15 protein-coding genes are annotated in these 13,902 nt (G+C 32.6%); 8 read left to right on the forward strand and 7 right to left on the reverse strand.

Annotated elements, in window-relative coordinates:
* Positions 1-137 precede the first annotated feature (137 nt).
* Together BN2665_RS27275 and glcT are read left to right on the forward strand one after the other, a co-directional pair.
* A complete protein-coding gene (locus tag BN2665_RS27275) occupies positions 138-287 on the forward strand; it encodes a hypothetical protein (RefSeq protein ID WP_195892653.1) in 150 nt (49 codons plus the stop codon).
* Positions 288-504: 217 nt separating this feature from the next.
* A complete protein-coding gene (glcT, locus tag BN2665_RS03890; protein ID WP_055665811.1) occupies positions 505-1,356 on the forward strand; it encodes a glucose PTS transporter transcription antiterminator GlcT in 852 nt (283 codons plus the stop codon).
* A 142-nt stretch (positions 1,357-1,498) separates the two neighbouring features.
* Here glcT and BN2665_RS03895 read toward each other — a convergent pair whose 3' ends face one another.
* The gene (locus BN2665_RS03895; RefSeq protein ID WP_055665812.1) at positions 1,499-1,978 is read right to left on the reverse strand and encodes a PTS sugar transporter subunit IIA; all 480 of its coding nucleotides are present in this window, start codon (positions 1,976-1,978) and stop codon (positions 1,499-1,501) included.
* Between the two features lie 632 nt (positions 1,979-2,610).
* On the opposite strand from BN2665_RS03895, the gene nagE reads away from it, so the two are divergent.
* Both nagE and BN2665_RS03905 read left to right on the forward strand, forming a co-directional pair.
* The gene (nagE, locus tag BN2665_RS03900; protein ID WP_055665813.1) at positions 2,611-4,041 is read left to right on the forward strand and encodes an N-acetylglucosamine-specific PTS transporter subunit IIBC; all 1,431 of its coding nucleotides are present in this window, start codon (positions 2,611-2,613) and stop codon (positions 4,039-4,041) included.
* Between the two features lie 146 nt (positions 4,042-4,187).
* On the forward strand, positions 4,188-5,108 hold the full coding sequence (locus BN2665_RS03905; protein WP_055665814.1) for a DUF7916 family protein: 921 nt from the start codon (positions 4,188-4,190) through the stop codon (positions 5,106-5,108).
* 141 nt (positions 5,109-5,249) lie between these two features.
* On the opposite strand, the gene BN2665_RS03910 is transcribed toward BN2665_RS03905, so the two are convergent.
* Positions 5,250-6,116, reverse strand: coding sequence for a DUF4438 domain-containing protein (locus BN2665_RS03910; RefSeq protein WP_055665815.1), 867 nt, complete (start codon positions 6,114-6,116; stop codon positions 5,250-5,252).
* A 209-nt stretch (positions 6,117-6,325) separates the two neighbouring features.
* Here BN2665_RS03910 and BN2665_RS03915 point away from each other — a divergent pair, with 209 nt between their 5' ends.
* The 4 genes from BN2665_RS03915 to BN2665_RS03930 all read left to right on the forward strand — a co-directional run bounded on the left by BN2665_RS03915 (position 6,326) and on the right by BN2665_RS03930 (position 9,966).
* Positions 6,326-7,366, forward strand: a complete 1,041-nt coding sequence (locus tag BN2665_RS03915; protein WP_055665816.1) for a LytTR family transcriptional regulator DNA-binding domain-containing protein — start codon at positions 6,326-6,328, stop codon at positions 7,364-7,366.
* A gap of 156 nt (positions 7,367-7,522) precedes the next feature.
* Positions 7,523-8,377, forward strand: a complete 855-nt coding sequence (locus BN2665_RS03920) for an ABC transporter ATP-binding protein (protein ID WP_055665817.1) — start codon at positions 7,523-7,525, stop codon at positions 8,375-8,377.
* Positions 8,378-8,379: 2 nt separating this feature from the next.
* The gene (locus tag BN2665_RS03925) at positions 8,380-9,093 is read left to right on the forward strand and encodes an ABC transporter permease (protein ID WP_055665818.1); all 714 of its coding nucleotides are present in this window, start codon (positions 8,380-8,382) and stop codon (positions 9,091-9,093) included.
* 12 nt (positions 9,094-9,105) lie between these two features.
* A complete protein-coding gene (locus BN2665_RS03930) occupies positions 9,106-9,966 on the forward strand; it encodes an N-acetylmuramoyl-L-alanine amidase family protein (RefSeq protein WP_055665819.1) in 861 nt (286 codons plus the stop codon).
* A gap of 20 nt (positions 9,967-9,986) precedes the next feature.
* On the opposite strand, the gene BN2665_RS03935 is transcribed toward BN2665_RS03930, so the two are convergent.
* The 5 genes from BN2665_RS03935 to BN2665_RS03955 form a co-directional block, all read right to left on the reverse strand.
* The gene (locus tag BN2665_RS03935; protein ID WP_195892654.1) at positions 9,987-10,661 is read right to left on the reverse strand and encodes a Crp/Fnr family transcriptional regulator; all 675 of its coding nucleotides are present in this window, start codon (positions 10,659-10,661) and stop codon (positions 9,987-9,989) included.
* Between the two features lie 383 nt (positions 10,662-11,044).
* Complete coding sequence (locus tag BN2665_RS03940; RefSeq protein ID WP_055665821.1) at positions 11,045-11,518, reverse strand: gamma-glutamylcyclotransferase family protein; 474 nt, start codon at positions 11,516-11,518, stop codon at positions 11,045-11,047.
* Complete coding sequence (gene pcp / locus BN2665_RS03945; protein WP_055665822.1) at positions 11,512-12,153, reverse strand: pyroglutamyl-peptidase I; 642 nt, start codon at positions 12,151-12,153, stop codon at positions 11,512-11,514. The genes BN2665_RS03940 and pcp overlap by 7 nt, the downstream gene beginning before the upstream one ends.
* Before the next feature lie 48 nt (positions 12,154-12,201).
* Complete coding sequence (locus tag BN2665_RS03950) at positions 12,202-13,131, reverse strand: DUF979 domain-containing protein (protein WP_055665823.1); 930 nt, start codon at positions 13,129-13,131, stop codon at positions 12,202-12,204.
* A 14-nt stretch (positions 13,132-13,145) separates the two neighbouring features.
* On the reverse strand, positions 13,146-13,811 hold the full coding sequence (locus tag BN2665_RS03955; protein WP_055666363.1) for a DUF969 domain-containing protein: 666 nt from the start codon (positions 13,809-13,811) through the stop codon (positions 13,146-13,148).
* Positions 13,812-13,902: the final 91 nt, after the last annotated feature.

Genomic DNA, 13,902 nt, shown 5'->3' on the forward strand with positions numbered 1-13,902 from the left:
ATATCAAAATTAATAATTCGTTATAAAATTAACAATTCTGACGAAATACATAAATTACTTAGAATACTATTAATTTATTTTGAAAAAATAATAATACATTATATTAATTAGGTTAATTGAAAAGGGAGTGTATAATTATGGGTAAGATTGGCCAGAAGGTTGATGCACATGAGAGAGCAAGAGAAATGATGATAGCTGGAGAAGACTGGAATAAAATCAGAGAAGAAACTAGGCTTAGGGAAAAAGATCTAACAAGAATTCAGAAGGAGATAACACAGCATTTTTAATTGCAATTCATAATGCAAATTAGATAATAAGGATATAATAAAAAATAACTAGTCGAATATGGACACTGACTAGTTATTTTTTTTAGGTATATATAACCTTAGATAAATATATTATAATAATGTGAAGATATAGATAAGCATATGTATTGAAATTATGAAAACTATTTATATATAATTATAATAAGGGTTTTATAAATATGAGGTGGAGGTTTTTTAAATGGGCAATTTTGTACTCCATGACTGCAAGGTTATAAAGGTATTTAACAATAATGTACTATTCGTAAGTGAAAATGAGAAAGAAAAGATTTTATTTGGAAAAGGTATAGGTTTTGGGAAAAAGATAGGAGATATAATTAAAGCGGGTTTAGAAGTAGATAAGATTTTTACTATAGAGGACAAAACTAATTCAGCGAATTTTAATGAACTAATGAATTACGCAGACCAGAACATAATCGCCTTAAGTGAAGAGATAATCGCAATGATATCCAATGAGCTTCAAGAGGAGCTAGATGAAAAAATACATATATCTCTAACAGATCATATGATATTTGCGTTAAAGAGGTTAGAAGATAATGAGGAAATTCAAAATCCCTTTCTTGTGGAGACGGAAACCCTTTACAAAAGGGAGTTTGACATTGCAAAGAAAGCAGCTCTTATGATAGAGAAAGCTATAGGCATTGAGATACCTGATGGAGAGGCAGGTTTTATAGCCCTACATATACATTCTGCTAGAAACAAGGGTGGTTTATCTAATACTATAAAATATAATTTTGTATCTAATAGTGTTGTAGAGTTTTTAGAAGATGAAATGAAGATAGAAATAGATAGGCAATCCTTAGACTATGCAAGATTTTTAACTCATATAAGATTTGCTATAGAAAGAATTTTAAATAATAATCCTATTAAAAATGATCTTATTTCTGCTATTAAAAAACAATATAAGGATTCCTACAAAGTTGCTAGAAAAGCTGCTAAAATAATTGAGAATCAGCTTTGTATAGAGGTAATAGAAGACGAAATAGCTTATTTGGCTATACATATTGAAAGACTTAAGCAAGTAAGTCACTAATGATTTTTAGGGATGCATAAATAAAAACCTGTTAGAATAAGGGGATACTCTAACAGGTTTTTATTTGGGGGGAATTTGGCATCTCCAAATAAATAATTAGTCAGTTTACTGGTATAATGAACTAGTTATTTTTTACGATGCCTTATTTAGTTTTGTACTCAACTACAACTTCTTTTCCAGCTTCAGCATTAAAGCCTGTTTTGTAGTTTATATCTTTTACTATATCAATATTAGTTATAAGCACTGGTGTTATTAAAGAGAATCCTTTTGAAGTAATAAAATCTCTATTTACCTTTATTATAGGGTCTCCAGCTTTTACTTTAGCACCTTCATCTGCTAATCTTTCAAAGCCTTCTCCTTGAAGCTCTACAGTATCTATTCCTATATGAACTAAAATTTCTGCACCATTATCTAAAGTCATTGCAAAAGCGTGATTGGTTTTAAATATTAAAGTTAAAACACCATCAGCAGGGGCTACTATAGTATCGCCTGTTGATTCTACTGCTACTCCATCACCTGCCATCTTTTGAGCAAAAACTTGATCTGGTACTAGAGATAAATCTACTACCTTTCCTGTTACAGGAGCTAATAATTCATAGGTCTTTTTAAACAATCCAAACATAATATCTTCCTTTCTTACTATATTGTTTCCAATATTTCTTTATAGTATTCATTCTAATTTCAAATTTGTTTTATGAAAACGTATTTTTATCAAAATAAAAAGGCATAAGTTATAAAACTTATGCCTGATTTAACAGTAACACGTTTTTATTTAAATTATATATTTACCTTAATACTTTGTCAATATTTACGCAAAGATAAATTGTTAAGTATTTATTAATTATACTAAAAAATATATTCAATATAATATAAAGGTTAATTGATATTTATATTTTATCTATGAAGTTAAATGAAGGATTAATTAAGAAATTACTGCATTTTAAAAATATTTTAAAATAGTTATTGACATTTGAAATGAAAAAGTTATAATAAAATTAAAGTTAATATGTTGGTATATGAAATCAGCGTGTAACCATATTATTTAAGTGGGCAAAAGCTGAAAAGGTTATCCTAAAAGGATTGTCTTTTCGGCTTTTTTTGTTTAATTAAATTAATAGTACCATAATTAAAGTCATATACTAATATAGAAAATACATTTAAGCTTATGAGCGTACGGCATGAGCTTAAGCAGGGGTATTTTTGGCTTCATAATTATTCATAATATTCATAATATTAAAAAGGAGGAATTATAAAATGGCTAATAACGGCAAGCTTTTATCAAACTTACAAAGGCTGGGTAAAGCTTTAATGACACCAGTGGCAGTAATGCCAGCAGCGGCTCTTTTATTAAGATTAGGTCAAGCAGACGTTTGGAAATGGACTGGATTAAAGGCCTTAGAGGCAGGTATACCATGGATGGCGGCAGCAGGAGATGCTATATTCGGAAATCTTCCATTGATTTTTGCTATAGGTATTGCAGTAGGATTAGCAGAAGAAAATAATGGAGTTGCAGGTATTGCGGCTACAGTGGGATACTTTGTATTAACTAAGGTTGCTACAGCTTTTAATCCTAAGATAAATATGGGGGTATTGGCAGGCTTTATTATAGGTATATTAGCAGGTTATTTATATAATAAATATAAAGCAATTAAGGTTCCTGATTTCCTAGGCTTCTTTGGAGGAAAGAGGTTTGTTCCTATTGTAACATCCTTTTGTGCTGTAATTCTTGGTGTTGTAGCAGGATATGTATGGCCACCTATTCAGGACGCTATTAATTCCTTTGGTAACTCGGTAGCGGGAGCAGGAGCTCTAGGAGCTTTTGTATTCGGATTATTAAACAGAGCATTACTTCCTGTAGGGTTACACCATGTAGTTAATACTTTATTCTGGTTCCAATTTGGTTCCTTTACAGATGCAGCTGGAAAGATCGTAACTGGAGATTTAAACAGATTCTTTGCTCTTGACCCAAGCGCTGGAACTTATATGACTGGGTTCTTCCCAATCATGATGTTTGCTTTACCAGCAGCATGTTTAGCAATGATCACTACTGCTAAGAAAGAAAATAAGAAGGCTGTTACAGGTATGCTATTAGGTATAGCCTTCACATCCTTCTTAACAGGTATAACAGAGCCAATAGAATTTTCATTTATGTTCTTGGCACCAGTATTATATGGAGTACACGCAGTGTTAACAGGGGTATCCCTAGCTGTTACTTCAGCCCTTGGAATTAAATCAGGTTTTGGATTCTCTGCAGGTTTAATTGACTATTTATTAAATCTTGGAATTTCAACTAAACCAGTTTTACTATTAGTAATTGGATTAATATTTGCAGTAGTATACTATTTCTTATTTGTATTCTTGATTAAGGCATTAAATATTCCTACTCCGGGAAGAGATGATGAGGAATTTTCTTCTAAGTTATCAAGCTTAGGAGAATCAGAACTAAGCGTTAAGGCAGGGGAAATAATAGAAGCTATCGGTGGAAAAGCTAATATAGAGGGAATAGATGCTTGTGTAACTAGAATAAGATTGACTTTAAAAGACGGCGCATTATTAAAAGAAGATAGATTAAAACAACTAGGTGCCACTGGAGTTATGAAGATGGGTTCAAAGAATTATCAAATAGTTGTAGGAACTATAGCTGATATACTAGTTACTCATATGAAGAGTTTAATGAAGAAATAGTTTTATCTATAATGGGGCTCCCAAATTTTAAGGGTGCCCCTTTTGGACATCGTAAAAAAATAACTAGTCGAAGATGCGAGTAGACTGACTAGTTATTTTTTTGGAGATGCCTTAATTAAATTTATGGTAAAGGGAGAGAGTAAAGTATGACTAAGAGATTATTAGACTGCAATGCATCGGATTTTATTAAGATGAATAAAGAGGAACTATTGCATTCTATAGCCGCCAGTGAGGGCAGAGTATTAGTTTCTGAGGTTATAGGGTTAGTACAACCAGTGTTGTATAATATTAGCAATGCAGAGTTAGCAGCAGCCTTTGGAGCAGATATATTATTATTTAATATGTTTGATGTTAATGAACCGGTAATGCAAGGCATTCCTAAAGTGGCCAAAGAAGACATAGTTAAGGAACTAAAAAGACTTACGGGCAGAGTGGTAGGAATAAACTTGGAGCCTGTGGATGCAAATCAAGAAACTTTAGGTGAAATAATAAATATATCTCCTGGAAGGCTAGGTACCTTAGACAATGCTAAAAAGGCTTATGAAATGGGATTTAATATGGTTGTTCTAACAGGAAATCCTGGAACAGGTGTATCCAATGCTGCAATTATAAGCTCCTTAAAGGAAATAGGTAACGAATTAGGAAAAGAAATCGTATTAGTAGTTGGAAAGATGCATGCAGCAGGTTCGCTTAAAGAGGCGGGAGAGAATATAATAACAAAGGAAGATATAAAGGCTTTTAGGGAAGCTGGAGCTGATATAATATTACTTCCTGCACCTGGTACAGTACCAGGAATAACTATGGAATATATAAGAGAGCTTGTTAAGTATTCACATGATTTAGGAGCATTAACCCTAACAGCAATTGGCACTTCACAAGAAGGTGCTGATAGTGGTACAATAAAGCAAATAGCTTTAATGTGTAAAATGACAGGAACCGACATGCACCATATAGGTGATGCAGGACTTACCGGCATTGCTATTCCAGAAAATATAATGGATTACAGCATAGCTATTAGAGGAAAGAGACATACCTTTACTAGAATAGCTAGATCTATAAATAGATAGTACTTTACGCCCTTATTTTAATATTAATTTAAGGCATCGTAAAAAAATAACTAGTCAAATATACGAGTAGACTGGCTAGTTATTTTTTGGAGATGCCGAAAGCCGCCCAAGATGTAAAAATCCCAAGCGGCTTTAAAAATTCTATTCTTCTATGGGTAAGAAGTTCTTTATATTTGCTTTTTCAGATATGATGCCTTCTATTAAAGACTCTTTGCAAGTCATTATAGTAGTTATTCCAGGACCATGTCCCATCTTAATGCAATCGCTGTGTATTACCACTCCTATGCTTACGGCTCCTTTTAGGTAACCCCTTCCATAGGTATTGTCACAATCTCTAAGTAAAACTAAATCTCCAAATCTAAGCTTATCCAAGCCATTACTCTTTACGGCAGCTTCATCAGCAGTCATAATATCATAATCTCCATTAAAGGAAGTAGAAGAACCTATACCAGAGCCCATTAAATATGGTGGCACTTCAGCTACTACAGGGATTTTAATTTTATTTTTTCGTATTTCTATACCAAGCTTTAAAAATAATTCAGGATCTATGTTCATCACCATAACCTCAGGAACTTCTGGAAGGCTTAAGCCTTGACCGTGGGCTTTTATAAGTATTTTATCATCTACGGCCATTTTTTCTAAATCTTCCTGTTTAAAGTAAACAAGCACATGATCTATTCCACCGTGCATACCTGTAACAAAGCCCTTTGCTCCCTTGGCATCTCCAGAAACTACTTTGGCTTCATTTCCTATGCAAGCAAGAGTATTTAAAGCCACATTTTCTTGCGCATTATCATTTTTTATAGATACTCCAGGTTCGATATGATCTCCAACCCAGCCAAAAGCAGCATCGCCTAGTCTAACATTATAAGTAATACCGCCTGTAGCAGGAACTACAAAAGGTTCACCTTTATGGCTTATTCTATAAGGTGAAGGGGCGGAGGTTGGGTGATGAATTTTTCCTTGAACAGATTGTTTAATTAGTCTTTCTTTATTTGTTTTAATCATAATAATACTCCTCTCAAAGCTAAAAATAGATATTCTTCATTACTTATTTCAATATAAAACATACTAATACCTTTAATTTAAATAATGATTTTAGGAATTATCAATACAGATTTTACTTTTGTATAAAAAATCCCAACAATTACAATACAAGTTATCTATCTTATTATATAATTAAAGATAGGTTATTTTAAACTAGAGGTGATATACAAGTGAGTATTTTAAATATAAATAATATTTCTAAACAGAATGCTGATCATAGGCTCATAAATCAGATGAGCTTAAAGGTTGAGGAAGGTCAATGTATTGTCATAAAGTGTAATAAGGTAATAGGCAACACTCTGTTATCCATGATAATAGGTAATACAAGCCCTTCCACGGGTAATATTTATTTTAAAGAACATTCTGTGTTAAATAATTATTCTACGTTTTGTTATGAAATTGGCATAAGCTTTTTAGAGGAAGGTCTATATGAGCGAATGAAGGTAAAGGACTATATGAAATTTTTTAAAGGTTTATATAGCTCTGATACTAACGTAGAAACAGTATTATCTTATGTAGGACTTATAGATAAGAAAAATGCCAAAATTAGCAGCTTAAATTATTCAGAGAAAAAAAGGCTGCGTATTGGGAGATCTTGGATAAATAGTGCGAAGCTTATTCTTCTTGAAGAACCTCTTCAAAATGTAGACATGGAGAGTAGGCTTATCATAAAAAATTTTATAGACATATTAAAGGATAAGGGAGTTAGTATATTAGCTACTACTTCCTCTTTAGAGGATGGATTATTGTTAAGCGAAGAAGTGTACTCCCTAGATGAAACTTCCTTTTATAAAGTAGAGGCTGAAGAGGAGGAAGAGAGTTTAAAGGAACCATCGGAGCATGAGGTATCTCAAGCTATGGAGTCTATGCCTATAAAAATCGAGAAGATCCCTGCTAAGGTAAATGATAAAATAATTCTGTTTAATCCTACAGAGATTATTTATATAGAAAGCCAAGAAGGGGTTTCTTACATAACTATAGGTAATGAAAAGTTTCCTTGTACCTTTACTTTATCAGAACTAGAAAATAGGCTTAAGCTTTTAGGTTTCTTCAGATGTCATAGATCTTATTTAGTTAATCTTCAAAGAGTAAGAGAAGTAGTGACCTGGACAAGAAATAGCTATAGTTTAATATTAGATGATGTAAATAAAACCTCCATACCTTTATCCAAGGGAAGATTTGAAGAATTGAAGGATATATTGGGGTTTTAATATAGCCGTTCAACCCTTTTTTAGAGGTATTCATAGTGAAATTTACTCCTTTCATGAAAATAACTTCTCTGTTTATGCCGGTTTTATAGCTGAAGCACAGAAAACAAGGCATAATTTTAATCAACAGCAAAAGGTAAAATAGAAAGGAGAATTTTTGTGGATAAAGAATGTATAATTAAGGTAAAAAACCTTAAAAAGGATTTTGATGGAAAAGCGGCACTAAAGGATTTAAGCTTTAGTATAAAGAAGGGTGAAATTTTTGGATTCCTAGGCCCTAGTGGAGCGGGAAAAACTACTACTATTAAAATATTAACAGGACAATTAAAACCTAGCTGTGGAGAAGCCGAGGTATTTAATAGAAATGTTTTAAGTTTTAATAAGGAGATTTTTAAGCACATAGGTATATTAACAGATAATAGCGGATTGTATGAAAGGCTATCAGTATATGATAATTTAGAGCTATTTTCTAAACTTTATGAGGTGAACAAAGAAAAGATATTTGAAGTATTAGAGCAAGTAAATTTAAAAGCTGATGCTAAAACCGTAGTAAAAAAGCTTTCCAAAGGTATGAAACAGAGAGTTATTTTAGCTAGAGCCATATTAAGTAAGCCTGACTTATTGTTTCTAGATGAACCTACGGCAGCCCTTGATCCTTCAAACTGCCATCAGATTCATAATGTATTAAGAGAATTAAATAACAGTGGTACTACTATATTTCTAACCACTCATAATATGGAGGAGGCAGATAAGCTCTGCCATAGAGTAGCTTTTTTAAATGAAGGAACCATTTCAGCTCTTGATACACCAGAGAATTTGAAAATAAAATACGCAGAGGATTCTATCGAAGTATTATTAAATATGGAAGAAAGAAAAAAAGTTATCATACCTAAAAATTTAGAAGGGGCTGAAAGAATCAAGGAATGGATGAGCAAAGGTCAGCTTATATCTATTCATTCAAAGGAACCTACCCTTGAACAGATATTCTTAAAGCTAACAGGAAGGGAGTTATAATTATGAGTTTTTCATTTAATAGATTTAGTGCCATTGTTTTAAAGGAAGCTAAGGATTTAAAAAATAATTATAATAGTTTATTGATGTGCTTTTTACCAATATTTTTAGCTTTTATTTATGGAAGAGTTATAGAGGATTTTCCTGCTAAGATGGGATTAGTGCTATGTTTGTTAATGTCTAGTATGCTAGTAGGCAGCTTTGTACAATCTATGATTATAGCGGAAGAAAAAGAAAAGAATACCCTAAGAGTTCTAATGCTTTCGCCTGCCACAGAGCTGGAGGTGCTGCTTGGAAAGAGCTTTATAACCTTTGTAGTTTCTTATATAGTAAGCATATTGTGTATTTTTGCTGTAGGAGAAAGCATTGGTAATATATTAATCTTCATAATTTTTAACACATTAGTAATAGTGTTTTCAATAATCCTAGGAACCATAGTAGGTCTATATTCAAAGAACTCCATGGAAACAGGGGTAGTAGGCTTTCCAGTATATATGATATTCATGATGATACCAGTATTTGCAGTTGGAGCTGGAGAATTTGTAAAGAAAATAGCTAAGTTATTACCTACCTATCATTTTTCAGAGGCCATGTATAAATCGTTAAATGGCTATGGATTATCTAATATGACAATGGAATTAGTCAATATGCTTATATGGTGTATAATTAGTTTTGTAATATGTCTTTTATTATATAGGAATAGAAAATTAGATAGATAAAGAGGGATAAAAATGAAGAAGACAATGGTTTTTATTATTATATGCTTTAGCCTATTTATCACTGGTTGTCAAAATAATAAGCCTTCCTTAACTTCGGACGAAAAAGTAATAGGAAATAGTAACGAGATACAATCAAATAAAGCAAAGGAAGAAAGTGTTAAGGAAGAGCTTCCTAAGAGTACTGAATTACAAAATTCTAATAAAGATATACCTATAAAGAAGAATGAAGATAAAAGCCAAAGTGTTAATAATAAAACCATAGTCATTGATCCAGGGCATGCTTCTAAAGCAAACCTTGATAAGGAGCCAATGGCACCTGGTTCTAATGTTATGAAGATAAAGGATGGAGGGGGAGCTGAAGGAGTAAATACTAAAACTCCAGAATATCTAATCTGTATGAAGATCGCCTTAAATCTTAAAAGTATATTAGAGCAAAAGGGCTTTAATGTGATGATGACCAAAACAGATAATGCCTTGAGCTTAGGGAATATAGAAAGAGCTGAGGTAGGCAATAAAGCAAAGGCGGATTTGGTCATAAGAATCCATGCGAATTCTATGGAGGATCCTTCTATAAGAGGAGCCTCTATGCTAGTACCTAAAGCCATTAATGATAATACCAAGAGCATATATGAGGAGAGTAAACGAGCAGGAAAAATTATTATAGACACCTATGCCAAGGAATTAGGTTTAAAAAATAGAGGTTTACAATTTAGAGATGACATGACAGGGTTTAATTGGTCAAAGGTACCAGTGGTATTATTAGAAATGGGTTTTCTTTCAAATGTTGAGGAAGATAAGCTGTTAAGTTCCGGAGAATATCAAAAAAAGTCAGCGGAAGCCATAGCAAAAGGGATTGAAGAAGTTTACAAATAAAAGGCGACGAAAGTCGCCTTTTAGTATTCCACCATTCTCTCCAGCCTTTTCAAATCGTTTATAGTGACTTTTTTGTTTTGAATGCTTATTATGCCATCTTGGATAAGTTCATTTAATATTTTTGTTACCGTAACTCTGGAACAACCAATTAAATCTGCCAGCTCTTGATGGGTAAAGGAAAAATCTAATATGGTTTTACCATTTAAATTAACATTAACTCCCTGTATAGCAAGTCTATATAAAGTATTAGCTATTTTAGATTTTGACGAGGTAAATAGTATATCTGACATTTGAGATAGGGATATCCTATATTTTCTTGTTATACTATGTATGAAATACCTATAGCCTTCGGCATTAGAGTCTAAAAATTCATCTAATGTAGTCTTCTCAACTATAGAGACAGTTGAATCTTCCATAGCTCTTGTCTGCAAGTTATAGCCACCTTCAACAAAGTAGTTGGTTTCTCCAAAAATTTCACCAGGTATTAGAAAAAATAGTATTTTTTCAGCCCCATTTGAGTGATATAACGCTTGGTTAATCTTCCCTTTAGTAACAATACCCACATAGTTTTCAATATTGGTAGTAAAAACCTCATTTTTATGAAGATGAATTTCTTTGCCTAAAGGAGCCATGGTATTAAGAAAAAAGTTTCTCATATGATTTTGCTTTTCTTCATCAAACAACCGCTTATACATAGTAAAAATTCCTTTCTTATTTTTAAGTGAAAATATGCTTAAGATATTATAGCATAATAAGTACATTACGTAAAAGTTATGAACTCTTGCAATGTATACAATTCCATTATATACATTATGACCCTTAAGTGCTGATATATACATGTTTATATTTGTATATATGAATGATATTATTGTGTATATAAGCCTAAATATATGACGTATAGCACTGCAATAGTTAGGGACAAGCTTGGTTCAAATGGAGCTTGGATTAAATAGGGGGAGAAAAATGTATAGGCATATATTGAGAATATTAGTTTTCTTATTTGTTTTAGGTATTATTTTTCTAAGATAATATATAAAATAAAACCCAGTGATTTAAATCAAAAATCACTGGGTTTTATTTATCTTTCTTCCATATACCTTCTCCAACTTCCTTCGGGAAGATATAGCGCTTTTTTGTTAATTTCTTCTTTTTGAAGAGGATTATTTAAATTATACATATAGACATAAGCTTTAAGCTTTTTGTTGCTTTGCAGATAACCGCCTTCAGCAGACATATCAATAACTTCTACTTCTTTTAAAACTTTATCATAATCATTTTCTATATTATTACTACCCTTAAACCCCTCTAATTCGTCTAGTTGTTTAAGAGTTTCTTCATAATCTTTAATTTCAATTAATTCTCCGTATACTTCATCATTTCCATCTATCAATGCAGGGTATCCTTTGTGGCTCAAATGAAAGAGCTTACCTGAGGTTTTAGCTTCTACTGAGGAAGTAACTTTACCTTGCAGGTATTTATCATAATTATAGAAGCCTTTCAATAGAGAGCCATATACAAATAACGGATATTTATCAGTGGTTTTGTTTAGCAAATCTTACCGCCTATAGCTTTTATGTCTTCGGAATTTTCAACGGCTGCTTTTATAGCGCATTCTAAACCTTTAGTTATATCTTCTAAAGACATGCTTGGAGTATTCTTTTTATCCACTACTTGAGAAGGAATGAAAGGTACGTGGATAAAGCCGCCCTTAATATTATTATATTTCTTGTCTATTAGATATAATAGACCATACATTATGTGATTGCATACAAAGGTTCCTGCGGAGTTTGATACGGAAGCTGGAATGCCATTGTCACTGATTTCCTTTACCATAGCTTTAATAGGCAAGGAAGCAAAATAAGCTGGTTCACCATCCTCATAGATTGGCATATCTATAGGTTGATTGCCTTCATTATCCTTTATTCTAGCATCATCTAAGTTTATAGCTACTCTTTCTGGAGTTATATCAAAACGTCCACCAGCTTGACCAATACAGATAACTATATCAGGTTTATGAGTTTCTATAGCAGTTTCTAAGGCCTCTAAAGACTTTCTAAAAACTGTAGGAATCTCAACTTTTATTACTTGAGCGTTAGCAATTTCCTCTTTAACCTTTTTCACTGCTTCTAGAGCAGGGTTAATTTTTTCACCACCAAAGGGATCAAAGCCTGTTATTAATACTTTCAAATCAATTCACCTCGTTTTTAAATTATAATTTAATGTCTTCAAAACACCTTAAAAGGCTAAGAAGTACATTAAGAATATATGAATAACTAACATAGCTATAGCTACAGGAGCTTGTGTTAATATTACCCTATTTTTGTTTTTAGTTTCAAGTAAGGCAGCAGGCACTACATTAAAGTTAGCTGCCATTGGAGTTAATAAAGTTCCACAGTAGCCAGCAGTTAGAGCTAAAGCTCCAGCAACAGCAGGGTTAGCTCCTTGGGATAGTACAAATGGAACTCCCACGCCTGCAGTTATAACAGTAAAGGCTGCAAAGCCATTACCCATTATAATTGTAAATACTGCCATGCCTATACAGTAAGCTGTTATACCAGCTAGGATGTTGCCTTGAGGAATTACAGTGGAGATACCATCAGAAATAACCTTACCTACGCCAGCGGTAGTAAATACTGTTCCTAGAGCCGCCAATAATTGAGGCAATATACTGGATGGACCTACTTGCTGTAACATTCTATCTCCATCTAAAGCAATGTTTTTAGCTGGAGATTTTGTAATTACTAAAGTTATTATCAAAGCGGCTGCAGAAGAAAGACCTATAGCCACTTGACCGTTGATTTTTGTAAATTGAGTAATACCTAGAGCGAAAATGGCTAATGTTACAGAGGGTAAGAATATTGCTCCACCAATTTTTTTAGCCTGCTCTAGTCTAAAGCTTTCTGTTGGAGTACTTATTTTTCCGATTTTAACTTGTTTAGCTGCAGTTAAGAAACCTAAAACTAATATAAGAACGCCCACAAAAGTTGCAGGAATATACTTTCCAGCTATAAAAATAAAACCAAGTATAAGCCAAAAGGCAGAGGTTCCCATTCTTGTCTTTAGTTCTTTATCGTTGAAGGTCATAAAAGCTGTAATTAACATTACTACTCCCATTATTGTATAAAATACTTCAAGAAAAATATTATTAAATGTTTGAATACTCATAATATCACCCCTAACTATTTTTTATTGGATTTTCTTTCAAGTTTTTTATCTAAAATATAATTTTGAATTAATGCTATTAAGAAAGCTGCTATAGCTGCAGGAATAGAGGCTTTAGCTATGGCAGAAGCTTCAGCGGCATATCCAAGCTTTTGAAGAGTTCCTTGTATTAAAAGCACTCCGGCGCTAGCCATAAATATATTTTGGGCAAAGAAGTTTCCGTAGTTTTCCATAGCTGCAGCGGCACCTTTTATTTTATCTTCATCTTCATCATCAAGCTCTCCATGTTTAGCAATAGCTGCTCCTTGAGCCATAGGATTTATAAGAGGTCTTATAAACTGAGGGTGACCACCAATTCTTATGGAAAGAGCAGCGGCTATTTCTCTTATAAATAGATATAAAGTTAGAAGTCTTCCTGTAGTTATGTTTTTAGCTCTGCTTATAAGATCTGTAGCTTTTTCTCTTAAACCATATCTTTCACAGATTCCAATTACAGGTAAGGTTAAGACGAATAGAGTCATATATCTTGTATCTACAAAGGCCTTACCTAGGGTGTTAAGTATTTCTGTAAAACTCATTCCAGCTACTAAACCAGTAACTAGTCCGGATACTAGAACTACGGCGATAGTATCCAATTTTAATGCGAAACCGATAATAACAATGAGGACACCAATTAATTTAATCATAATATCATCCTTTCTCACAAAATATATTCTTTCTTAAAGAAACTTGTCCTATAAAAAAGAAGAGTATTTTTTATATAAATTCATTATA

The organism is Desnuesiella massiliensis, assembly GCF_001403615.1.
Lineage (GTDB): Bacteria > Bacillota > Clostridia > Clostridiales > Clostridiaceae > Desnuesiella > Desnuesiella massiliensis.

Coding starts and splice junctions, on each gene's coding strand:
- BN2665_RS27275 (WP_195892653.1), top strand. CDS start 138: ATGGGTAAGATTGGCCAGAAGGTTGATGCACATGAGAGAGCAAGAGAA.
- glcT (WP_055665811.1), top strand. CDS start 505: ATGGGCAATTTTGTACTCCATGACTGCAAGGTTATAAAGGTATTTAAC.
- BN2665_RS03895 (WP_055665812.1), bottom strand. CDS start 1,978: ATGTTTGGATTGTTTAAAAAGACCTATGAATTATTAGCTCCTGTAACA.
- nagE (WP_055665813.1), top strand. CDS start 2,611: ATGGCTAATAACGGCAAGCTTTTATCAAACTTACAAAGGCTGGGTAAA.
- BN2665_RS03905 (WP_055665814.1), top strand. CDS start 4,188: ATGACTAAGAGATTATTAGACTGCAATGCATCGGATTTTATTAAGATG.
- BN2665_RS03910 (WP_055665815.1), bottom strand. CDS start 6,116: ATGATTAAAACAAATAAAGAAAGACTAATTAAACAATCTGTTCAAGGA.
- BN2665_RS03925 (WP_055665818.1), top strand. CDS start 8,380: ATGAGTTTTTCATTTAATAGATTTAGTGCCATTGTTTTAAAGGAAGCT.
- BN2665_RS03930 (WP_055665819.1), top strand. CDS start 9,106: ATGAAGAAGACAATGGTTTTTATTATTATATGCTTTAGCCTATTTATC.
- BN2665_RS03935 (WP_195892654.1), bottom strand. CDS start 10,661: ATGTATAAGCGGTTGTTTGATGAAGAAAAGCAAAATCATATGAGAAAC.
- BN2665_RS03950 (WP_055665823.1), bottom strand. CDS start 13,131: ATGAGTATTCAAACATTTAATAATATTTTTCTTGAAGTATTTTATACA.